Below are 22,955 nucleotides of genomic sequence, written 5' to 3'. Positions count from 1 at the left end.
CCCTTCGACCAGGCAGCCCCCCTTGAGTCAAGGGGGGCGCGCCGCAGCGCAACCTTGGAAATCCCGCGGGGGCAAGGCCCCCAGGGGATTACTGCAGCAGCGAACGCAGCATCCAGGCGTATTTTTCGTGGGTCTGCAGGCGCTGGGTCATCAGATCTTCGGTCGGTGCGTCATCGGCATCGTCGGCCACATCCAGCACTTTCCGGGCAGTGCGGCACACAGCCTCGTTGGCGGTGACCAACTGGCGTACCATTTCACGCCAGTCCGCGCTGTCGGTCAGGCCCGGCTCCTCGGCGATCGAGGTCAGGGCCGCGAATTCGCGGTAGGAGCCCGGGGCGTTGAAGCCCAGTGCACGGATGCGTTCAGCGACGTCGTCCAGGGCGGCCCACTGTTCGGTGTACTGGGTCTCGAACATGGTGTGCAGCGAGTTGAACATCGACCCGGTCACGTTCCAATGGAAGTTGTGGGTCTTCAGGTAGAGCGTGAACGCATCTGCCTGGAAGGCCGACAGTCCATCGGCGATCTTCTTGCGATCGCCCTCCTTGATCCCGATATCAATGTTCGGGGCCGACGGGGCCGCCGCGCCGAGTTTCTGCTTGGCCGTCTTGGGCTTTGCCGGGGTCTTGGTCGTCTTCGCCATGGGAGAACTCCTTATGGATGGGATGAATCGGATGGCCTTCACAATAGATCAGACTACCCTTTCAGTAGTAAACAAAAGTTCTAAACGAATCGATTGATGAGCGCTATCGAAAAACCACATGCAGCACGCCTGGCCCAGCAGCAGGCCGCGATCAACGGGGCCATGAGCCGCGACCGCGGTCGTTTGCTGGGGATGCTCTCGCGTTGGCGGGCCAAACCGGCGGATGCGGGGCTGGCGGCGGCGTTCGAGCAGGCCTTGCAGGCGTCCGTGCAGCGCCGTGAAGCGCGTGCGCTGAATCAGCCGGCCATCACTCTGGACGAGCAGCTGCCGATTGCGCGTGAAGCCGAGGCCATCACCGCGCTGATCCGCGACCATCAGGTCGTGGTGATCGCCGGTGAGACCGGCTCGGGCAAGACCACCCAGCTGCCCAAGCTGTGCCTGGCCGCCGGCCGTGGCACCGCCGGCATGATCGGCTGCACGCAGCCGCGGCGGATTGCCGCACGTGCGGTGGCCACGCGTGTCGCGCAGGAGCTGCAGTCCGAACTGGGCACCACCGTGGGTTACCAGGTGCGCTTCACCGACCGTGTCGGTGACGATACCCGCATCAAGTTCATGACCGACGGCATCCTGCTGGCCGAGATCAGCAGTGACCGCTGGCTGTCCAACTACGACACGATCATCGTCGACGAGGCACACGAACGCAGCCTCAACATCGATTTCCTGCTGGGCTATCTGAAGCAGCTGCTGAAGAAGCGCCAGGATCTCAAACTGATCGTCACCTCGGCGACCATCGATACCTCGCGCTTCGCCCAGCACTTTGATGATGCGCCGGTGATCAGCGTGGAAGGCCGCACCTTCCCGGTGGACGTGCGCTACCGCCCGCTGGAAGGCGAGGGCGGCGGAGACGCCGACGGTGGCCGCGATGGCGAGCGCACCGTGAATGATGCGGTGGTCGCGGCGGTGGATGAAATCACCCGCATCGACCCGCGCGGCGACATCCTGCTGTTCTTCCCGGGCGAGCGCGAAATCCGCGATGCGCACCAGGCACTGGAGCGGCGCAAGTACCGCGGCACGGATGTGCTGCCGCTGTATGCGCGGCTGTCGGTCAAGGACCAGGACCTGGTGTTCAACCCGGGCAGCAACCGGCGCATCGTGCTGGCCACCAACGTCGCGGAAACCTCGCTGACGGTGCCGCGCATCCGCTATGTAATCGACCCCGGCTTCGCCCGCATCAAGCGTTACAGCCCGCGCCAGAAGCTGGACCGGCTGCATATCGAAGCGGTCTCGCAGGCCAGCGCCAACCAGCGCAAGGGCCGCTGTGGCCGCGTGTCCGAAGGCATCTGCTACCGGCTGTATTCCGAAGCGGATTTCCAGTCGCGCCCGGAGTTCACCGATCCTGAAATCCGCCGCTCCAGCCTGTCCGGGGTGATCCTGCGGATGCTGCAGCTGGGCCTGGGCAGGATCGAGGATTTCCCGTTCCTGGAAGCACCGGACGAACGCGCCATCGCCGATGGCTGGCAGCAGCTGGGTGAGCTGGGTGCGGTCGATGCCGAGCGCCGCCTGACCCCGATCGGGCGCCAGATGGCGCGCCTGCCGGTGGACGTGAAACTGGCTCGCATGCTGGTCGCCGCGCAGGCACAGGGCTGCCTGCGGCCGATGCTGGTGATCGCCTCGTTCCTGGGCATCCAGGACCCGCGTGAGCGCCCACCGGAAGCGCGCGCCGCCGCGGACAACGCACATGCGCTGTTCGCCGATGGGCGCTCGGAATTCGTCGGCGTGCTGCGCCTGTGGGACGGCTACCGCCAGGCCCACGAAGACCTCACCCAGTCCAAGCTGCGCGACTGGTGTGGGCGACATTTTCTTGGTTTCCTGCGCATGCGCGAATGGCGGGAACTGCATCGCCAACTGCGCGTGCTGTGCGAAGAACTGGGCTGGAATGAAGAGCCGGCCGAGACCTCGTTGGCGCCGCTGCTGGCCGGTTCCTCGGCACCGGCACCGGCGCGCGATGACGAGGCCAGGATCAAGGCGACGCGTGGCCAGCAGCACCGTGCCGCGCGGCTTGCCCGCGAAGGGAAGTCCGAACCGGCGCTTGTCGAGACCAAGGCGGCACCCGGCAACGGTGCCGATCCCGAGGCACGCAGCGCGTTCAGCGACAAGGTGCGCGCCGCGGCGTACCAGACCCTGCACCGCGCGCTGATCGCCGGCCTGCCCACGCAGATCGGCCATCGCAGCGACAAGGGCGATTTCCTGGCGCCACGCCAGCGTCGCTTCCTGCCGTTCCCGGGCTCGGCCCTGGCCAAGCGGCCGCCGCCGTGGCTGCTCACTGCAACACTGCTGGACACCCAGAAGATCTGGGGGTTGACCAACGCGGCGATCGAGCCGGACTGGGTCATCAACGAACTGCCGCACCTGCTGCTGCGCAAGCACTTCGATCCGCACTGGTCGCGCGCGCAGGGCCAGGTGCTGGCCTCGGAGCAGATCAGTCTGTTCGGGCTGGTGCTGGCCCCGAAAAAACCGGTGCATTACGGCCGCATCGCGCCAGGCGAGGCGCATGACATCTTCGTGCGCCAGGGCCTGGTGACCGGCGAGATCAACACCCGGGCCGGCTTCGTCGCCGACAACCTCAAGGTGCTGGAACAGGCGCGCGAGGAAGAAGCCAAGCTGCGCCGCGCCGGTATCGTCGCCGATGAAGGCTGGCAGGCGCGCTGGTACCTGGACCGGATTCCGGCCGAGATCCATTCGGCGATGGGCCTGGATACCTGGTGGAAAGCACTGGCGCCGGAGAAGCGCCGGGCGCTGTCGTGGACGCTGGCCGATCTGCTGCCGGGCGAAGGCAGCGATGCCGAGCGCTATCCCAGGTACCTGCCGCTGGGCGATGCGCGGCTGGCGCTGCATTACACCTTCGAACCCGGCGCCGAGGAAGATGGTGTGACGCTGGAGGTGCCGCTGCACCTGCTCAACGCGCTGGATCCGGCGCGGCTGTCATGGCTGGCGCCGGGCTTCGTCGCTGACAAGGCCGCCGCATTGATCCGCAGCCTGCCCAAGGCGATGCGCCGCAACTATGTGCCGGCACCGGACTTTGGCCGCGCATTTGCCGAGGCCTTCGCCGAACCGACCGCCGATGACATCCGGGGCGAACTGGCGCGGTTCCTCTCGCGCGCGACGGGTGCCAAGCTGGCCGCGACCGATTTCGACGAAGCCTCGCTGGAGCCGCACCTGCGCATGAACCTGCGCCTGCGCGATGCGGGCGGCAAGGTGCTGGCGACCTCGCGCGATCTGGAGGCGCTGCGCGCGCGCTTCGGCGACAAGGCCGGTGAGGCCTTCGCCGCACGCGCAGGGCGTGCGCTGGCCGCGGAAGGGCTACGCGATTTCCCGGCCACCCCGATCCCGCTGCAGGTGCCCGGCGAAGCCGGCGTGCCGGCGTACCCGGCGCTGGTCGATCAGGGCGAGACCGCAGCGCTGAAGATCTTCGCCGACCGCAACGAAGCGCTCGAGCAGCACCCGCTCGGGGTTCGTCGATTGATGGAGATCGCGCTGGCCGACAAGGCCAAGCAGGCGCGCAAGCAATTGCCGGTGCCGCCCAAGACCGGGCTGCTGTACGCCGCGATCGAATCGCAGGAGCGGCTGCGGGGCGATCTGGTCGACGCGGCGATGAATGCCGTGCTGGCCGATGGGCTGGGTGATATCCGCGACCCTGCCGCGTTCGCCAAACGCAGTGCCGAGGCGGGCAAGGCGTTGTTCGGTGAGGCGATGGCGCGCCTGAAGCTGGCCGAGAACATCCTCGCCCACGTGGCCGAGCTCAAACCACAGCTGGAAGCGCCGCTGATGGGGTGGGCGCGTGGCAACCTCGATGACATGGAGCAGCAGCTTGCCGCGCTGGTCCATCCCGGGTTCCTGCGTGACACGCCGGCCGACGCGTTGGCGCAGTACCCGCGCTATCTGCGCGCGATGATCCTGCGCACCGAGCGTGCCAAGCGCGATCCACCGCGTGATCAGGCCCGCATGCTCGAGCTGCGTCCGTTCGTGGAGGCGCTGGCGCAGGCCGACGCGCGCGGCCTGCGCCAGCGGCCGCAGTGGCAGGACCTGCGCTGGGACCTGGAGGAGCTGAGGGTGTCGCTGTTCGCCCAGGAGCTCGGGGCGCGTACCGGCATTTCGGCCAAGAAACTGGCCCAGCGCGTGGCCGCGCTGCAGAAGGCCTGATCCGGCAACCCCCGTGCCGGTGCGGCACGGGGAACCGGGTGCGGATTACTTGACGCGGCGGACCTTGGCGCGGGTGTTGACGCCCTGCACCTGCATGTACCACACGCCGCCCAGGCCGGGAGCGATGCTGACCTCCGGCGACTGGCGGCGGACGCCACCGACCTGGGCGTCGTCGATCTGCTCCCACTCCTGCGCGTTGGCGAGCACGTAACGCTGGCCCTTGCCGAAGCCGCGGAATGCACCGGTCAAGGTGCTTTTGATCGGCTCCTTGGTGCCGAAATCGAAGAAACCGTGGTTCTTCACGATGACTTCCTGGCGCCCCTCTTCGCGGGCCTGCTCGCGTGCGTCGGCCGCCAGGGCGGCCACTTTGCCCTGCAGCCAGTTGTTGAGCTCGGTCAGTTCCTGCGGTGTGAGTTTCTCCAGCCCGGCCGCCTTGAACTCGGCCGGCGACATCTGCTGCTGCAGATCGCCTTCCACCACGCGCTGGGCCAGCGCCGGCAGCGACACACTCATCACAATGGCCGCGCAGGCCAACAACCGCAGACGGGAAAAGCGCATGGCAGGGTCTCTCCTAGGGATGGCCGCAGTGTAGTGCCAGCGCCCGGGCATGTGCACATGCAGGCGACGGCGATTGTCGGGGGGCGCTGCGGCGCTAGTGTAGATGGCCTCTGTCTTGTCTGTACGATGCTGTGAACCGCGCTTCTGCCCCCGGCCTGGATGCCTTGTTGAACCGACCCTCGGTGGCTTCGCTGCCGACCGAACTGCGCGAGGCGTTGCTGCAGCGCTGGCAGCAGCCCGAGGCCGATCAGGAAATGCGCGCGGGCTGGCCGGTGCTGGCCGACACGCTTGATGCGCTGTCGCTGCTGTCGGCCGACGAGTCGGCGCTGCTGGCCACCCTGCTGTTCGATCTGCCGTGGCTGCGCGCCGGGCTGGACGCGTTGCCGGTCGGTGCGCTCAAGCCGGTGGTGGTCGGCCTGCTGGACGGGCTGGACGCGGCCGACCAGGTCTGGGCCCTGCATGCCGGGCGTGAGGCCGGTCGCAACAGCGAGGGGCTGCGTCGCCTGCTGCTGTCGATCATCCGCGATCTGCGCGTGGTGCCGATCCTGCTCGCCCGCCAGCTGGCCCGCATGCGCGGTGCCGATCGCCTGCCCGAGGAGGAACGGCGCGCGTTGGCCCAGCTCACCCGCGACATCCACGCGCCGCTGGCGAACCGGCTCGGCATCTGGCAGTTGAAGTGGGAGCTGGAAGACCTGGCGTTCCGCCACCTCGAACCGGAGACCTACCGCCGCATCGCCCGCGAGGTCGACGAAACCCGGTTGGCGCGCGAGCGCTATGTCGAGGCCGTCAAAAAGGCGCTGTCGCGCGAGTTGCTGGCGCAGGGCATCCGCGCCGAGGTCAGCGGCCGGCCGAAGCACATCTACAGCATCTGGCGGAAGATGCAGAAGAAGCGGCTGGCGTTCGAGCAGCTCTACGACATCCGTGCGGTACGCGTGATGGTGGACGACGTGGCCGCGTGCTACGCCGCGTTGGGCGTGGTGCACGCGCTGTGGGCGCCGGTGCCGAGCGAGTTCGACGATTACATCGCGCGCCCGAAGGCCAATGATTACCGCTCGCTGCATACCGCCGTGGTCGGCCCGGAAGGTCGCACCATCGAAGTGCAGATCCGGACCCACGACATGCACGCCCAGGCCGAGCTCGGCGTGGCCGCGCACTGGCGCTACAAGGAAGGCAGCAAGGGCGCGGAGAAGGCCTTCGACCGCAAGATCACCTGGATGCGCCAGTTGCTGGAGCAATCCCAGGAGGGGCACGGCGGTGAGCTGGCCGGCGCGCTGGATGCCGAGCTGACCGAGGACCGGGTCTACGCGCTCAGCCCCAAGGACGAGGTGATGGACCTGCCGCAGGGCGCCACGCCGCTGGATTTTGCCTATCACGTGCACACCATGGTCGGGCACCGTTGCCGCGGCGCGAAGGTCAATGGCCGCATCGTGCCGTTGACCTACCGGCTGCGCAGCGGCGACCGCGTCGAGATCCTGACCGGCAAGGAGGCCGACCCCCGGCGGGACTGGCTGCTGGCCTCCAGTGGCTTCCTGGCCAGCAACCGCTCGCGTGAAAAGGTGCGCGGCTGGTTCCACAAGCTGGACCGCGCACGCAATGTGCAGGCCGGCCGCGAACTGCTCGAGCGCGAGCTGAAGCGGCTCGGCCTGCAGCATGCCGACCTTGCCATCGCGGTGAAGAAATTCCACGCCGACAGCGTCGACGATCTCTATATCCAGGTCGCGCTGGGCGACACCGGGCCGAACCAGGTCAGCCGCGCGCTGCTGGAAGCCGAACGGGCCGCCAGCCAGCCGGCGGTGCCGGCGATGCCGCGGCCCACGGCGCGGCGCGACAGCGTGCGCAGTGCCAACTTCACCGTGCAGGGCGTGGGCAACCTGCTGGTGCAGCTGGCCCGCTGCTGCCAGCCGGTGGCCGGCGAACCGATCGTCGGCTACCTCACGCGGGCGCGTGGCGTCACCGTGCACCGCACCGACTGTGCGGCGCTGGCCCGGCTGGCCGCAGCCAGCCCTCAGCGCATTCTTCCCGTGGAGTGGGGCCAGGCCGGCGGTGGCTATGAAGTGGACGTGGTGGTCGATGCGGTCGACCGGCGCTGGCTGCTCAAGGACATCACCAACCTGATCGCGCAGGAGGATGCCTACGTCCTGGACATCCACAGCGACAACGTCCGCAACAGCGGCCGGGCGCACCTGCGGCTGCGGCTGAAGGTCAGCGACTACGGGCAGCTTTCCACCCTGCTGGGCAAGCTGGACGCACTGCCCGGCGTCAGCGAAGCCCGGCGTCTAGGCTGAGCTCACGTGCCCCACGCTAGGCTCGCGGCATGAGCCGGGACGACGATGACAGGCATGATGCCGCGCATGAGGCGCTGCGGCGGGTGCGCCGCGAGGGGCGCTGGTGGTGGGTGCAGGCGCGCCACGCCAAGCGCATCTGGCGCTGGGCGCTGCTGATCGCCGTGCTGCTGTTCGTGGCCCTGGCGCTGTTGCGCCGGCCGCTGGCGAACTGGTTCTGGAATGAACCGCAGATCGAGCAGCTGCTCGACCAGGGTGATCGCGCGCTGGCCGCAGGCCGCCTGACCCTGCCCGACGGCAGCGGCGCACGTGAGTCCTATCAAGCAGCGCTGGCGCTGGACAACGACCGGCTGCAGGCACGCACCGGCCTGGCCCGTACCGGCCAGGCGGCACTGCAGCAGGCGCGTGCTGCACTGGAACGCGGCGACCCGGCGGCCGCGACGACAGCGCTGGCCCTGGCGCGCGAGCTGCAGGTACCGCAGCGCGAAGCCGACGCGGTGGCGCAGCAGCTGCGCGCGCACGACCAGGCACGCGCGGGGATCGGCGCCTTGCTCGGCCGCGCCGAAGCGGCCCTGCAGGCGCAACGGCTCGATGGCAGCCCGGACAGCGCGCTGCCGCTGTTCCAGCAGGTGCTCACGCTCTCGCCCAACCAGGTGCGTGCGCTGGAAGGGCGTGAGGATGCGCTGTCCGACCTCCTCCAGCAGGCGCGCACGGCGGCCGGCCGCGGCGATGTTGCACGCGCGGCCGAACGCGTGCGCAGTGCCCGGGGCTTCGACGCCGGACATGTCGATCTGCCGGCCACCCAGGAGGCACTGAACAACGCGCTGGAGCGGCGCCAGCGCGAAGGCGAAGCCGCGCTGCGCCGACAGAAACTGGAGACTGCGGCGGAGGCCTTCGCCGCGGTGCTTGCCGCCTTGCCCGACGATCCTGCCGCACACCGCGGCCAGCAGCAGGTGGCCGATGCGCAGCTCTTGCGTGCGACGCGGCTGGCCGGCAATTTCCGCTTCGACGAAGCGGCCCAGGCGGTGCAGCAGGCTGAAACGCTGGGCGCTTCCACGCGCGCGCTGGAGACGGCGCGGCATGCCATCGAGCAGGCGCGTCGTTCGCAGGCCGCGTTGAAGACCCCGGCGGTGCCGCGGGCGCAGCGCGAACGCACGCTGCAGAGCCTGCTCACGCGCCTGGAAGAGGCCGAGGGCCGTGGCAATTTCCTGGATCCCCCCGGCCGCAGTGCCTACGACGCGCTGCGTGAGGCCCAGGGGGTTGCGCCGCAGGACCCGCGTGTTCGCGCGGCGGCGCAGCGGTTGTTGCCAGCGAGCCGGCAGTGTTTCGAGGATCGCCTGCGCGAGAACCGGGTACTAGGGGCCGGAGCCTGTCTGGAGGCCTGGCAGACCCTGTCCTCCAGCGACGCAGGCCAGACTGCGGCAAGGCGCCGGCTGGCGCAGCGCTGGTTGGCGATCGGCAGTGAGCGGCTTGGCTCGGGCGATATCACCTTCGCGCAACAGGCGCTGGTGCAGGCGCGCCGCTGGCAGCCGGACCTGCCCGAGCTGCCGGCATTTGCCGAACGCCTGCGCAGTGCCGGTGGCGGCGCGGGAGCCTAGGCCAGGAACACCCGCTGTACGGTGGCGCGGGCGGCATCCAGCGAGAAGTGGTCCACGATGTTCTGCAGCCCGGCGGTGGAGAGCCGGCGCCACAGGGCCTCATCCTGGTACAGCCGGACCACGGCCTGGGCGAACGCCTCGGCATCATCGGCCACCAGTACATCCTCGCCATCGCGCAGGTGCATGCCTTCCACGCCGCAGGTGGTGGCGACCACGGGCTGGCCGTGCGCCATGCTGAGATTCACCTTGCCCTTGACCCCCGCGCCGAAGCGCAGCGGCGCCACGGCGATGCGCACGCCGTCCATGTACGGCACCACGTCCGGCACGAAGCCATGGATGTCCACACCGGGCTGGGTCGCGGCCAGCTCGCGCAGCGCATCGGGCACGGCTGCGCCGATGCAGTGGAACCGGATATCGGGCAGCTGCGCGCGGATGCGCGCGAAGACCTCACCGATGAACCACTGCATGGCATCCAGGTTCGGCGGATGACGGAAACCGCCGACGAACACCAGGTCCCGACGCTCGGCCCAGTCGGGGCCCGCGCCTGCAACTTCATGCAGGTTGGAGATCAGTTCCACTGTCGCGCCCGGCGCATCGATGCGCAGCTGCTCGCGTTCGGCTGCGCTGACCAGCACGGTCACATCGACCTGCTCCATCACCGCCAGCTCGCGTGCGCGGGTGCGCTCGGCATTGCGCAGCAGGCCGGCGTCGCCGGCGATCTCAGCGCCGCGGCGCTCGCGCAGGTAATGCAGGTCGACGGTGTCGAACACGGTGCGCGCCTGCGGCGCGAAGCTGCGCAGCAGCGGCAGGCATTCGTGGGCGACGTGATAGCGCACCATCATCACCACCCCGAAGCGGGCGCCGTTGGCCCGCAGCCACGATGCCACGCCGTCGAGGTAGGGCGCGTACCAGACCTCCACGCCCAGCGCCTGCAGCGCCTCGGTGGCGGCGCCGGCATGCTCGCGCCGGGTCGGCACGAACACCACATGGACGCCCTCGTCGAGCAGCATCCGGATCAGGTTGTACTGGCGCAGCGAGGCCGAGTCGCGGTCCGGCTGCGGCACTTCTTCATCCAGGATCAGGACCTGGCGCTGGGCGCGATGGAGCAGGGCCGGTGAGGGCACGCTGCCCACGCTCGGCTGCGCTTCCAGCGCCTTGGCCCACTTCGCCGCGAACACCCCGCGGTTGCGGACCTGGTAGGCCTTGACTCCGCTGCCGGTATCGGTGCCGTTGCTGGTGCCCTCGTCATGCACGACGCGGCTGGCGGGCTGCACCAGCACCCGATGGCCACTTTCGCGGACGGCGAAGGCCAGGTCGGTATCTTCGTAGTAGGCGGGCTTGTAACGCAGATCGAAGCCGCCGAGCTGGTCCCACAAGGCGCGCGGGATCATCAACGCCGCACCGGAGCAGTAGTGGGCATCGCGCAGCGCGCTGTAGCGCGGATCCTCGGGTGACTCGAAGCGGCCATAGCTCCAGCCGCTGCCGTCCTGGAAGATCACGCCACCGGATTCCTGCAGGCGGCCATCGGGGTAGAGCAGCTGCGCACCGACCAGGCCGGCACGCGGCACCCGCGCAAAGGTGGCGAGCAGGGCATCCAGCCAGCCTGGCTGCGGCACGGTGTCGTTGTTGAGCAGCACCACGTACTGGCCACGCGAGCGGGCCACGCCATCGTTGCAGGCCTCGATGAATCCGCCGTTGGTTGGCCGCACCTCATAGCGCAGCCCGCGGACCTGCGGCATCCAGGCGGTGGTTTCGTCGCTGCTGCCGTCGTCCACCACCAGGATCTCGCAGTCGACCTGCGGCGGGTGGGCCGCCAGCGCCCGCAGGCAGGCCAGCGTGTGGCCGGCATGGTTGTAGACCGGAATGATGATGCTGACCACCGGGCGCTCGCTGGCCGGGACCGTGAACGGCGCGAACGGTGTGGCCTCCGGCAGGAACAGCGGTGCGCCGCGCGGGGCGGGCACGGCCTGGGTATGGACCCGGATGCGCTGCCAGGTGGCGCGCCAGCCCCGGGTGCGCAGACTGGCCAGACTGCGACGGAACAGGCCGAGCATGCGGTTCAGGAAATAGCGAGCATCGGCCAAGGACATCGACATCCCGTTGCAACTCCAGCTTAAGCGGGGGAACCCGGGAGAACGCGCCGCTCGCGGTGGCTGCGTTAGACTCGCCGGACTTCATATTCTCGCATCCCCGTGCCCCGACGCTACGATTCCGACGACATCGACGAGTTCGACGACGACACCGAAAGCCGCGGCCCGCTGTGGCGGCGCCGGTTGATCACCTGGGGCATGGCGGCTGTCGCGCTGGGGCTGGGCTTCCTGATCCCCTATACGGTGTACCTGAACCAACAGGTCACCCAGCGCTTCGGCGAGCTGCGCTGGCAGATTCCCACCCGTGTCTATGCGCGCCCACTGGCGTTGGCGCCGGGTGTGGCCATGGATGCGGCCACGCTCAAGACCGAGCTGGCGGCGTCGGCCTACCGCGATGACGGGATCGGCAAGTCGCCGGCCACGTACACGCAGGAAGGCGGGCGCTTCGTCATTTCCAGCCGTGGCTACAACGATGTGGATGGCCGGGTCGCCCCGCGCCGCGTCGAGCTGAGCCTGTCCGGCGGGTCGATCGCCTCGCTGCGCGATCCCGATAGCCGCAAGGCCCTGAAGGCCGCGCGCCTGGATCCGGCCCGTATCGCCACGCTGTACGGCCAGAAGCAGGAAGAGCGCCGGCTGGTTCGCATCGAGGAAACCCCCGAGCTGCTGGTCACCGGCCTGCAGGCGGTGGAGGACAAGGATTTCAGCCGCCACCACGGTATCGATCTGAGCGGTATCGCCCGCGCGGTGTGGGTGACCGTGCGCTCCGGCGGCCAGAGCCGCCAGGGTGCCTCGACGCTGACCCAGCAGCTGGCCCGCAGCGGCCTGCTCGGGATCGGCAAAGAGCAGACCGTCACCCGCAAATTCAACGAGGTGCTGTACGCGCTGATCATGGAGGCGCGCTACGACAAGCGCACCATCCTGGAGGCCTACCTCAACCAGGTCTACCTGGGCCAGCGCGGCAGCCAGGCCATCCATGGCATGTCCTCGGGTGCGGAATTCTGGTTCGGCCGTGATCTGGCTTCGCTCAACACCGAGCACGTCGCGCTGCTGATCGGCCTGGTCAAGGGCCCGTCCTATTACGACCCGCGCCGCAATCCCGAACGCGCGCTGGACCGCCGCAACTTCGTGCTGGGCAAGCTGCGCGAAGCCAATCTGATCGACGATGCCGAGTACAAGCGTGCCGTCGAAGCGCCGCTGGGTGTCCCCAAGACGCCGGGGCTGATCGCGGCCAACCGCTTCCCGGCCTATGTGGATCTGGTCCGCCGCCAGCTTGGCCACGACTATCCCGAGTCCGTGTTGCAGGGCGCCGGGCTGAGCGTGATGACCGGCATGGCACCGTCGGCGCAGGCGTATGCCGAAGGTGCGGTCACCAGGACGATCAAATCGCTGGAGAGCAAGCGTCGCCCCGAGCTGCAGGCCGGCCTGGTCCTGACCGACGTCCACAACGGCGATGTGCTGGCCGTGGTGGGCAGCCGGGAAGTGTCCGAGCCGGGCTTCAACCGCGCCATCGAGGCGCAGCGTCCGGTGGGTTCGCTGCTCAAGCCATTCGTGTACCTGCTGGCGCTGGCGCAGCCGGACCGCTACTCGCTGTCCAGCTGGGTCGACGATTCCCCGGTGACGGTACAGCTCAGTCGCGGCAAGCAATGGTCGCCGGGCAACGCGGACAACCGCAGTCACGGCACGGTCCGCCTGATCGACGCACTCGCCCATTCCTACAACCAGGCCACGGTGCGGGTGGGCATGCAGGTCGGCCCGGAGCGGGTTACGCAGTTGATCCACGTCCTGGCCGGGATCAAGGCCGACCCCAATCCAGCGGTGATCCTGGGCTCCACCGATCAGAGCCCGTATGCGATGGCCCAGCTGTACCAGTTCCTGGCCTCCGGCGGTGAAATCCAGCCGCTGCATGCGGTGCGTGGCGTGCTCGATCCGCAGGGCAAGCTGATGAAGCGCTACGACAAGACCCCGGCGCCGGCGCAGGAGGGCGACTCGATCGCCGCGAACCTGATCAGCATCGGCCTGCAGCAGGTCGTGGCCAGCGGTACCGCGCAGCGCCTCAACGCCGATGGGCTGGGCCGCCTGCAGCCGGCCGGCAAGACCGGCACCACCAATGATGGTCGCGACAGCTGGTACGCCGGCTACACCGGCGACCACCTGGCGGTGATCTGGATGGGCAATGACCAGAATCAGCAGGCCGGGCTGTATGGCGCGACCGGCTCGATGCGGGTCTGGTCGGGCATCTTCCAGCGCCTGCCGAGCGCGCCCCTGAAGGTGAGCAACAAGGGCCTGGACTGGCAGTACGTGGAGGCCAGCGGTACCGCCACCACCGATGAAGGCTGCCCGGGCGCGCGTCGTTTCCCGTTCGTGGTGGGGTATACCCCTGCCTATGTACCGTGCGCCGCGCCGAGCGCGTTGCCCGAAGGCGAGGGCGGCGAGCAGAGCGAAGGCGGTGGCTGGCGCAGCTGGTTCGGCCTGGAGAAGAAGCCCGAGCCCGCCCCCGAACCGGCGCAGAATGCACCGGCCACCCCCCCGCCCGTCAACCCTGATCAAGGCCAGCCTGCATGACCACCCGACTCCTGATCCGTTCCGCTTCGCTGGCCACGCTCTGCCTGGCCCTGGCCGCCTGCGTCACCCCGCCGCCGGTGGTGAAGGCGCCCGTCGATACCACTACGCCGGCCCAGCGCCTGGCGGCCGTGGATGCCGCCGCCGGCAACGATGACAAGGAACTGGCCGTGCAGCCACTGCGCGACAGTGAAGTGGAAGATCTGCGCCAGGCCGCGCTGGCCCGCCGCCAGGCCAATGATCTGGCCGGGGCCGCGGCCGCGCTCGACCAGGCGCTGGCGATCATGGCCTCGGATCCCTCGGTGCTGCAGGACCGCGCCGAAATCGCGCTGCTGCAGGGTGAGTGGGCGGCTGCCGAAACCTTCGCCCGCAAGTCGGTCGAGCTGGGCTCCAAGACCGGCCCGCTGTGCCGTCGCCATTGGGCGACGATCGAACAGTCTCGCCTGGCCCGGGGGAAAAAGAGAATGCCGCCTCGGCGCATGCCCAGCTGGAAGGCTGCACGGTGCCGGGGATCATGCGTTACTGAGGGCAGCGCGAAAGCGGATGCGTGACGGCGTAGCGCCGGGCATCGACCGGCACCCTTTATCATTGCGTCATGTCCCAACTTGCCCACGCCAGCCGCGATGCCCTCAGTGAGGGCGGGGCGCTCGCCAGCCAGCTCGATGCCTTCGTACCGCGCCCGGCCCAGCTGCGCCTGACCGCGGCGATCGCCGAAGCGTTCGATCAGCGCGACGTGCTGCTGGCCGAAGCCGGTACCGGCACCGGCAAGACCTACGCGTATCTGGTGCCCGCGCTGCTGTCGGGGCTGAAGACCATCATCTCCACCGGCACCCGCGCGCTGCAGGACCAGCTGTACCACCGCGATCTGCCGCGGGTGCGTGCCGCGCTCGGCGTAGGGCACAGCAGCGCGCTGTTGAAAGGGCGTGCCAACTACCTGTGCCGCTATCGGTTGCAGCAGGCCCGCGGCGAACCCCGCTTCAGCTCCCCCGAGCAGGTCGCACAGTTCCAGCGGATCCTCGCATGGTCCGGACGCACGAAATTCGGCGACATGGCCGAGCTGGACGCGCTTCCGGAAGACTCGCCGCTGTACCCGATGGTGACCTCCACCGTCGACAACTGCCTGGGCACCGAATGCCCGTTCTGGGACGACTGCTTCGTCGTGCAGGCACGGCAGCGGGCGCAGGCCGCCGACGTCGTGGTGGTCAACCACCATCTGCTGCTGGCCGATCTGGCGCTCAAGCAGGAAGGCTTCGGCGAAATCCTGCCCGGCGCGCAGGCGTTCGTGATCGACGAGGCGCACCAGCTGCCGGAACTGGCCGCCAACTTCTTCGGTGAAGGCTTCGGCATGCGCCCGTGGCAGGAACTGGCGCGCGACTGCCTGGCCGAGAGCCGCAGCGTGGCCGGTGCCCAGGCGGCGTTGCAGGTGCCGGCTGCCGCACTCGAGCAGACCCTGCGCGACCTGCGCGTAGCGATGGATGGGCTGCCGCCGCGCGGCACCCAGTGGCGTGCGCTGACCGTGCCGCAGGTGCGCGATGGCTTCGACACGGCGATGAGCACACTGGTGCAGCTGCGCGATGCGCTGGCGGGCGTGCGTGAAGCATCGCCCGGCCTGGATGCCTGCCATGCGCGGGCGATGGACGCCGTCTCCCGCTTGTCGCGCTGGCTCGGTGAGGATGCGCCGATGCTGGATTTCGACACCGACCCTGAGCAGGCGCCGCCACCGGCCGAGGTGCTCTGGTACGAGCTGACCCCGCGTGGCTTCCGCTGCCAGCGCACGCCGATGGATGTGTCCGGCCCGCTGCGCGAGCATCGGCAACGCTCGATGGCAGCCTGGGTGTTCACCTCGGCCACGCTGACCGTGGACGGCGGTTTCGCGCATATTTCCCAACGGCTGGGCCTGGATGATCCGGTCAGCCTGCTGCAGCCCAGCCCGTTTGATTGGGCCCATCAGGCGCTGTGCTACCTGCCGACCGATCTGCCCGATCCAGCCGCGCGTGGCTTCGGCACCGCGTTGATTCGCGCATTGACCCCGGTGCTGGAGGCCTCGCACGGGCGCGCGTTCCTGCTGTTCGCCTCGCACCGCGCGCTGCGCGAAGCCGCCGAGGCGCTGCGCGATGCACCGTGGCCACTGTTCGTGCAGGGCGAGGCGCCGCGCGCGACCTTGCTGCAGCGGTTCCGCGAGTCGGGCAATGGGGTGCTGCTGGGCTCGGCCAGTTTCCGCGAGGGCGTGGACGTGGTGGGCGATGCGCTGAGCGTGGTGGTGATCGACAAACTGCCGTTCGCCGCGCCGGATGATCCCGTGTTCGAGGCGCGACTGGACGCGATCCGCCGCGATGGCGGCAATCCCTTCCGCGACGAGCAGTTGCCGCAGGCGGTGATCGCGCTCAAGCAGGGCGTGGGTCGCCTGATCCGCAGCGAGACCGATCGCGGGGTGCTGGTGCTGTGCGACCCGCGCCTGCTCAGCCGCGGCTACGGCCGGATCTTCCTGGATTCGCTGCCGCCGTTCCGTCGCACCCGCTCGCTGGCCGATGTGCAGGCCTTCTTTGCGCCACAATGGCCCGTCCTCGGCGCTCCGCCTGCACCGGCGCCCGTCGCTGCGCCGTCCGCGCGGGCTGTACCGCCGACCGATGACTTTCCTACTTCCCTGTTCTGACCGCCATGAAACTGCTCGCCTTTGAAACCGCCACCGAAGCCTGCTCCGTCGCCCTGTATGTGGATGGGCAGGTCACTGAGCGCTTCGAGATCGCGCCGCGCCGCCACGCCGAACTCAGCCTGCCCTGGGCCGAGGCGCTGCTGGCCGAGGCGGGGGTGGCCCGTTCGCAGCTGGATGCGATCGCACTGGGCCGCGGCCCGGGCGCGTTCACGGGGGTGCGGCTGGCGATCGCCATCGCCCAGGGCATCGCCCTGGCGCTGGACCGCCCGCTGATCGCGGTCTCCACCCTGCAGGCGCTGGCGCTGCGTGCGCCGGCGGACGCCGATCAAGTGCTGGCCAGCATTGATGCGCGCATGGGCGAGGTCTATGCCGCGCGCCATGTCCGGATCGACGGGCAGTGGCACCTGCAGGGCGAGGAAATCGTCTGCGCGCCCGAGCAGGTGGTGTTGCCCGGGGGCTCGCGCTGGTTCGGCGTGGGGACTGGCTTTGATGCGGCCGAGGGCGTGCTGGCCACGCGGCTGGCTGATCAGCTGACCGGCGTGGACGCGCAGGCATTGCCGCGTGCGTCGGATGTGCTTGCGCTGGCGGTGCCGGCGTTCCAGCGCGGCGAAGGCGTGGCCCCGGAGCTGGTGGAGCCGGCGTATCTGCGCGACAACGTGGCCCTGACCCTGGTGGAACAGCAGGCCGCGCGGGCGGCGAAGCAGGCGGCCTCGTAGCGTCCAGCTGCGCATCGCATCGTAAGCCCCAGCCACGCATGGCGTGGCACGACCTGCGCGGCGTTCTTGTAGAGCCACGCCATGCGTGGCTGGACCTTGCGCGCGATCAGCGGTCGTCGCGCAGCTCCCCGCCGGGCAGGAACACCCAGGTGCGGGTGACCTGCAGGATGTCGATCGCATCCTCGGTCTTGGGCAGTGGCGGGAACGGCTGGGCGAGCGTGATCACGCGCAGCGCGGTTTCATCGAGCAGCGGGGTGCCGCTGGACTGCAGGATGCGGGCACTTTCCACCGTGCCGTCGCGGCGCACCCCGACGGTGATCACTACCTGCCCGCCGAGCCGGCGCGCGCGCGCCTCGTCGGGGTAATTCAGATTGCCGACACGCTCGGCGCGGTCGACCCAGGCACGCAGATAGTTGGCATAGGCGTATTCGCGGGTACTGGCCGAAACGAACTTGCGGTTCGGGCGCTTGGCGTACTGCGCCGAGCGCAGGTGCACTTCGGCGGCCAGCCGTGCCATCTCCACGTCACGCTGCTCGCGCGCGGTCATCGGCGCATCCGGGCGGGGCTGCTCGGGCAGCGGCTGTGGCTGGGCTGCCGCAACCGTGTCGGTGCCATTGCGGCTGTTGACCACGCGGGTCTGCGGCGGCGGCACGCTGGCCGCCTCCTGGCGCTGCTGCGGAACCGGCGACAGCCCGGCCTGCGCCTGCGGCACGATCCCGGCCTGGTTGTCGCGCGGGCGTTGCACCTTGTCGTGGTCGCCACCGCCCTGCTGGTTGGCCTGGGCCAGGAAGTCGGCCTGCCTGGGCGTCAGCGGGGTCTGGGTCTGGCTGAAGATCACATCCAGGGTCGGTACCAGCGGGGCGCTGTCACTCACCGCGAAGCCGACCCCGAGGATCAGCAGGGCGTGCACGAGCACCGACAGCGTCAGGGTCGCGCCCAGCCGCTGGGATTCGCGCGCCTGCCACGTCGGCACCGGGGCGACGCTGGCGCTCATCGCGGCAGGCCGGCCTCGATCGCGTCGAACAGGGTGCCGGCGATGTTCAGCCCGAACTGGGCGTCGAGCTCGCGCACGCAGGTCGGGCTGGTGACGTTGACTTCGGTCAGGTAGTCGCCGATCACGTCCAGGCCGACGAAGCGCATGCCGCGGCGCTTCATTTCCGGCCCGACCTGGGCGGCGATCCAGCGGTCGCGCTCGCTCAGCGGGCGGCCTTCGCCGCGGCCGCCGGCGGCCAGGTTGCCGCGGAATTCGTCGCCCTGCGGAATCCGCGCCAGGCAGTAATCCACCGGCTCGCCATCCACCAGCAGGATGCGCTTGTCGCCGGCGGTGATGTCCGGGATGAACTTCTGCGCCAGGGCCAGCGTGCGCTCGCCGTCGGTCAGGGTTTCCAGGATCACGTTGAGGTTGGGGTCGCCGGTGCCGCTGCGGAAGATCGAGCGGCCGCCCATGCCGTCCAGCGGCTTGAGCACGGCCTGGCCGTGTTCGAGCACGAAGGCCTTCAGGTCGGCGTTGCGGCGGCTGACCAGGGTCGGCGGGCAGCACTGCGGGAACAGCAGGGCGGCCAGTTTCTCGTTGTAGTCGCGCAGTCCCTGCGGGTCGTTGACCACCATCGCACCGGCCTGCTGGGCGACGCTGAGTACGTGGGTGTCGTAGATGAATTCGGCATCGACCGGCGGGTCCTTTCGCATCAGCACGACCTGGCCGGGGCCGAACACGGTCTGGCTGAAGTCGCCCAGGGTGAACCAGTCGTTCTTGTCCTCGCGCACCTGCAGCGGGGCGGTGCGGGCGATGGCCTGGCCGTCGCGCAGGGCCAGCCCACCGGGGCTGACGTAGTGCAGGGCATGGCCGCGGCGCTGGGCTTCCAGCAGCATCGCGAAGGTGGTGTCCTTGGCAATCTTGATATGGGCGATGGGGTCCATCACCACGATGACATTCAACGGCATGGTCGCAACCTGGCGGGCAGGCCGATGATGGTAGCGACAATGGCCCGGCAATGCCTGCCCCGGGGGCCGGAACGCAGTGTCCGGCCCGGCCGGGGAACGGGCCGGGTTTGCGCAAAAGCGGCGTGCCGCGCACCGGCTGGGCCGCTCGCGGCGGGGCCGCGGTGGGTGTGCTTGAAGCGCGCGCCGGTATTGGGATATAGATACGCTTTCGCAGCGGCGCCGGGGATCAGCGCAAGCGTCGCGAGCTTGGGGAAAGGTAATGACTGAATACATGGCTGCGGGTGGGGAACTCGCAGGGCTGCGCGTGATGGTCATCGATGATTCGAAGACCATCCGCAGGACCGCGGAAACCCTGTTGAAGCGGGAAGGCTGCGAGGTGGTGACCGCGACCGATGGTTTCGAGGCGTTGGCCAAGATCGCCGACCAACAGCCGCAGATCATCTTCGTGGACATCATGATGCCGCGGCTGGACGGGTATCAGACCTGTGCGCTGATCAAGGGCAACCAGCTGTTCAAAGCCACGCCGGTGATCATGCTGTCCTCCAAGGACGGCCTGTTCGACAAGGCGCGCGGCCGCATCGTCGGCTCGGAGCAGTACCTGACCAAGCCATTCACGCGTGAAGAACTGCTGGGTGCCATCCGCACATACGTCAACGCCTGACCAGGGGGGAAAGGCACAATGGCTCGAATCGTACTGATCGAGGATTCACCGACCGACCGTGCGGTGTTCACGCAATGGTTGACCAAGGCCGGTCATGAAGTCCTGGAAGCGGACAACGCCGAGGACGGGCTCAAGCTCGTGCGCGAGCAGTCCCCGCAGCTGGTGCTGATGGACGTGGTCCTGCCGGGCATGAGTGGCTTCCAGGCCACCCGTGCGATGGCGCGCGACGCGGCCACCAAACATATTCCGGTGGTCATCGTCAGCACCAAGGCGATGGAAACCGACAAGGCGTGGGGGCTGCGCCAGGGGGCGGCCGACTACATCGTCAAGCCGCCGCGCGAGGAGGAACTGATCGCGCGGATCAACCAGTTGGTGGTCTGATGCGTTCTCCTTTCGACATCCTCCAGGGCTATGAGCGGCGCAGCCTGGCCCATGCGGTGCAGCTGCCCGAGCGGCAGTTCTCGCAGGACCTGTGGCGTGGCGTCGGTTACCGGGTCGGCAAGCGTCGGCTGGTGTCGGATTTCCGCGAAGTGGTGGAAATCGTGCCGATGCCGCCGGTCACCCCGGTGCCCGGCGCGCAGCCGTGGCTGCTGGGCGTGGGCAACCTGCGCGGCAACCTGTTCCCGGTGGTCGACCTGAAGTTCTTCCTGGAAGGCGAGCGCACCGTGCAGCAGGAAGGCCAGCGCGTGCTGATCATGCGCCAGGCCGGCGGTGACGTGGCGCTGACCATCGATGAACTGTTCGGCCAGCGCAGCTTCGAGCTGGACCAGGACATCGTCGCCGGCGATCTGGCCACCGGCCGCTACGCACATTTCATCGATCGCGCCTTCCATGGCGATGGCCATGACTGGGGCGTGTTCTCGCTGTCGCTGCTGTCGCGTACCCCCGAATTCAGGCAGGCCGCGGCCTGACCGCAGGCGCCTGTCTCTCCGTATTGAAGATCGAGGTTGAACGATGAGTACTGCTTCGGAATCCGCCAAGGCCGGCAAGTTCGGTTCGGTGGGCACCAATTTCTGGCTCGGCCTGCTGGCCGTGTCGATGATCGTGTTCGGCGTCAACACCGGCGTGGCGACCTGGCAGGGCAGTCGCCTGGCCAGTGCCAGTACCGATGCCGCGAACCTGCAGGTGCTCTCGCAGCAGCTGGCCAACCAGGGCCGTGAAGCGGTGTCGGGCAACGCCCAGGCGTTCACCGCGTTCAAGCTGACCAAGAGCGACATCGAAAGCACCGTCAGCGGCCTGAAGGGCCGCTACGGGACCGAAACCAATGTCGCCGGGCCGCTGAACACGCTGATCCAGACCTGGGAGCCGCTCGGCAAGAGCGCCGGCCAGCTGGTCGCCAGCGAACCGGCCGTGCTGGCCCTGGCTGGCAATGCCAACAACTTCGTCAACGGCGTGCCCGCCCTGCAGGCGCAGCTGAACGAAGTGGTCCGCGCGATGTCGGCCAGCGGCGCCCCGTCCTCGCAGGTCTACAACGCGCTGCAGCAGGTGGTGGTGGTCGGCTCGATGGCCCGCCGGGTGACGGAAATGCGCGCCGGCGGCGCCAATGCCGCCGCCGCCGGCGATGCGCTCGCCCGCGACTCGGTCGTGTTCACCCAGGTGCTCGACGCACTGCGCAATGGCAACGAGGAACTGGGCATCGCCGCGGTCCGCAACGGCCCGGCACTGGCCGCGCTGGAGCAGTCGCAGAAGCAGTGGGACACCATGAAGCAGGACGCCGACGCGATCCTGGCCAGCTCCCGCCAGCTGTTCGCCGCACAGTCTTCGGCCGCTGCCCTGACCGGCGGTTCGGCGGACATGCTGCGCGACAGCAAGAAGCTGTTCGAAGCGTTCTCTTCGTTCGGCTCGCTGCGCGATACCCGCCTGTTCCCGAACTTCTGGCTGGGCGTGGCCTCCGGCGCGTTCTCGCTGATCGCCATCGTCGGGTTCGTCGGCAGCACCGTGCGCAGCCGCTCGCGCGAGCAGGAACTGCGTTACCAGACCCAGGTGGAGTACAACAGCCGCAACCAGCAGGCCATCATGCGGCTGCTGGATGAAATCAGCTCGCTGGGTGAAGGCGACCTGACGGTGAAGGCCTCGGTGACCGAGGACATGACCGGCGCCATCGCCGACGCCATCAACTACGCCGTGGATGAGCTGCGCCACCTGGTGACCACGATCAACGACACTTCGGCCAAGGTTGCCGTGTCGACCCAGGAAACCCAGGCCACTGCGATGCAGCTGGCCGAAGCAGCCGGCCACCAGGCCAACCAGATCACCTCCGCCTCGGACCGGATCGGCGAAATCGCATCGAGCATCGAGCAGGTGTCGCGCAACTCGGCCGAGTCTGCCGACGTGGCGCAGCGCTCGGTGATCATCGCCGCCGAAGGTGCCGGCGTGGTGCGCGAGACGATCCAGGGCATGGACCAGATCCGCGACCAGATCCAGGAAACCTCCAAACGCATCAAGCGACTGGGTGAGTCCTCGCAGGAAATCGGCTCGATCGTGGAGCTGATCAACGACATTTCCGAGCAGACCAACATCCTGGCGTTGAACGCGGCCGTGCAGGCCGCTTCGGCCGGCGAGGCCGGTCGCGGTTTCGCCGTGGTGGCCGACGAAGTGCAGCGCCTGGCAGAGCGTACCTCCGGTGCGACCCGACGGATCGAGAATCTGGTCCAGGCCATTCAGGCCGATACCAACGAAGCGGTCAGTTCGATGGAGCAGACCACCGCCGAAGTGGTCTCCGGCGCGCGCCTGGCCGAAGACGCCGGTACCGCGCTGACCGAAATCGAGCGCGTCTCCAACGCACTGAACAACCTCATCAAGAACATCTCGATCGCTGCCCAGCAGCAGTCGGCCGCGGCATCGGACATCACCCGCACCATGGGCGTGATCCGTCAGATTACCGGCCAGACCTCGCAGGGCGCGGGACAGACCGCCGAGTCGATCGGCCACCTGGCACAGCTGGCGGCCGACCTGCGCCGCTCGGTTGCCGACTTCAAGCTGCCGGCGTGAGCCACGGGCAGGGCGGAGAGGGAAGGAACAAGCAGATGATGCATCGCGAGAAATCACCGCACGCCA

At 68.8% G+C, this 22,955-nt stretch carries 15 protein-coding genes and 1 pseudogene; 11 read left to right on the top strand and 5 right to left on the bottom strand.

The features are described 5' to 3' along the window. Window positions 1–88: 88 nt before the first annotated feature. Window positions 89–640 carry a Dps family protein gene (locus BIZ42_RS05120; RefSeq protein ID WP_019185151.1) on the bottom strand — a complete coding sequence of 184 codons (552 nt, stop codon included), beginning with the start codon at window positions 638–640 and terminating at the stop codon, window positions 89–91. Window positions 641–736: 96 nt separating this feature from the next. On the opposite strand from BIZ42_RS05120, the gene hrpA reads away from it, so the two are divergent. Beyond that, complete coding sequence (hrpA, locus tag BIZ42_RS05115; protein WP_070425758.1) at window positions 737–4,840, top strand: ATP-dependent RNA helicase HrpA; 4,104 nt, start codon at window positions 737–739, stop codon at window positions 4,838–4,840. Between the two features lie 45 nt (window positions 4,841–4,885). On the opposite strand, the gene BIZ42_RS05110 is transcribed toward hrpA, so the two are convergent. Next, the gene (locus tag BIZ42_RS05110; protein WP_070425757.1) at window positions 4,886–5,398 is read right to left on the bottom strand and encodes a hypothetical protein; all 513 of its coding nucleotides are present in this window, start codon (window positions 5,396–5,398) and stop codon (window positions 4,886–4,888) included. Window positions 5,399–5,529: 131 nt separating this feature from the next. Between BIZ42_RS05110 and BIZ42_RS05105 the strand changes: the two genes are divergently transcribed. Next, a complete protein-coding gene (locus tag BIZ42_RS05105; RefSeq protein ID WP_070425756.1) occupies window positions 5,530–7,683 on the top strand; it encodes a bifunctional (p)ppGpp synthetase/guanosine-3',5'-bis(diphosphate) 3'-pyrophosphohydrolase in 2,154 nt (717 codons plus the stop codon). A 29-nt stretch (window positions 7,684–7,712) separates the two neighbouring features. Further along, window positions 7,713–9,278 carry a hypothetical protein gene (locus BIZ42_RS05100; protein WP_070425755.1) on the top strand — a complete coding sequence of 522 codons (1,566 nt, stop codon included), beginning with the start codon at window positions 7,713–7,715 and terminating at the stop codon, window positions 9,276–9,278. Here BIZ42_RS05100 and BIZ42_RS05095 read toward each other — a convergent pair. Continuing rightward, window positions 9,275–11,374, bottom strand: a complete 2,100-nt coding sequence (locus BIZ42_RS05095; protein ID WP_070425754.1) for a glycosyltransferase — start codon at window positions 11,372–11,374, stop codon at window positions 9,275–9,277. The two genes, BIZ42_RS05100 and BIZ42_RS05095, sit on opposite strands and share 4 nt — an antisense overlap. Window positions 11,375–11,470: 96 nt before the next feature. Between BIZ42_RS05095 and mrcB the strand changes: the two genes are divergently transcribed. The 4 genes and pseudogenes from mrcB to tsaB all read left to right on the top strand — a co-directional run bounded on the left by mrcB (window position 11,471) and on the right by tsaB (window position 17,296). Beyond that, entirely contained in the window at window positions 11,471–13,930 is a 2,460-nt protein-coding gene (gene mrcB, locus BIZ42_RS05090; protein ID WP_070425753.1) for a penicillin-binding protein 1B, read from the top strand. Next, a pseudogene (locus tag BIZ42_RS05085) lies at window positions 13,927–14,453 on the top strand (hypothetical protein). The gene mrcB and the pseudogene BIZ42_RS05085 overlap by 4 nt, the downstream one beginning before the upstream one ends. A 69-nt stretch (window positions 14,454–14,522) precedes the next feature. Then, window positions 14,523–16,580: an ATP-dependent DNA helicase gene (locus BIZ42_RS05080; RefSeq protein WP_070425752.1), complete on the top strand. Its 2,058-nt coding sequence runs from the start codon at window positions 14,523–14,525 to the stop codon at window positions 16,578–16,580. Between the two features lie 5 nt (window positions 16,581–16,585). Continuing rightward, a complete protein-coding gene (tsaB, locus tag BIZ42_RS05075; RefSeq protein ID WP_070425751.1) occupies window positions 16,586–17,296 on the top strand; it encodes a tRNA (adenosine(37)-N6)-threonylcarbamoyltransferase complex dimerization subunit type 1 TsaB in 711 nt (236 codons plus the stop codon). A gap of 106 nt (window positions 17,297–17,402) precedes the next feature. Here tsaB and BIZ42_RS05070 read toward each other — a convergent pair whose 3' ends face one another. Beyond that, window positions 17,403–18,290, bottom strand: a complete 888-nt coding sequence (locus BIZ42_RS05070) for an energy transducer TonB (RefSeq protein ID WP_070425750.1) — start codon at window positions 18,288–18,290, stop codon at window positions 17,403–17,405. Further along, on the bottom strand, window positions 18,287–19,237 hold the full coding sequence (gshB, locus tag BIZ42_RS05065; protein ID WP_019185140.1) for a glutathione synthase: 951 nt from the start codon (window positions 19,235–19,237) through the stop codon (window positions 18,287–18,289). The genes BIZ42_RS05070 and gshB overlap by 4 nt, the downstream gene beginning before the upstream one ends. A gap of 259 nt (window positions 19,238–19,496) precedes the next feature. Here gshB and pilG point away from each other — a divergent pair, with 259 nt between their 5' ends. The 4 genes from pilG to BIZ42_RS05045 are packed head-to-tail and all read left to right on the top strand — an operon-like array spanning window position 19,497 to window position 22,889. Continuing rightward, window positions 19,497–19,898, top strand: coding sequence for a twitching motility response regulator PilG (gene pilG / locus BIZ42_RS05060; protein ID WP_019185139.1), 402 nt, complete (start codon window positions 19,497–19,499; stop codon window positions 19,896–19,898). An 18-nt stretch (window positions 19,899–19,916) separates the two neighbouring features. Further along, window positions 19,917–20,279 (top strand): response regulator, encoded by a 363-nt coding sequence (locus BIZ42_RS05055; protein WP_019185138.1) that lies wholly within the window; start codon window positions 19,917–19,919, stop codon window positions 20,277–20,279. Then, window positions 20,279–20,809: a chemotaxis protein CheW gene (locus BIZ42_RS05050; RefSeq protein ID WP_019185137.1), complete on the top strand. Its 531-nt coding sequence runs from the start codon at window positions 20,279–20,281 to the stop codon at window positions 20,807–20,809. Before BIZ42_RS05055 ends, BIZ42_RS05050 begins: the two co-directional genes overlap by 1 nt. 43 nt (window positions 20,810–20,852) lie before the next feature. Further along, window positions 20,853–22,889, top strand: coding sequence for a methyl-accepting chemotaxis protein (locus BIZ42_RS05045; protein WP_019185136.1), 2,037 nt, complete (start codon window positions 20,853–20,855; stop codon window positions 22,887–22,889). Window positions 22,890–22,955 lie beyond the last annotated feature (66 nt).

Source organism: Stenotrophomonas sp. LM091, from assembly GCF_001806305.1.
GTDB classification, from domain to species: Bacteria; Pseudomonadota; Gammaproteobacteria; order Xanthomonadales; family Xanthomonadaceae; genus Stenotrophomonas; species Stenotrophomonas bentonitica_A.
Note: the sequence above shows the minus strand (reverse complement) of the source record. Positions and strands in the feature narration are given on the sequence as shown.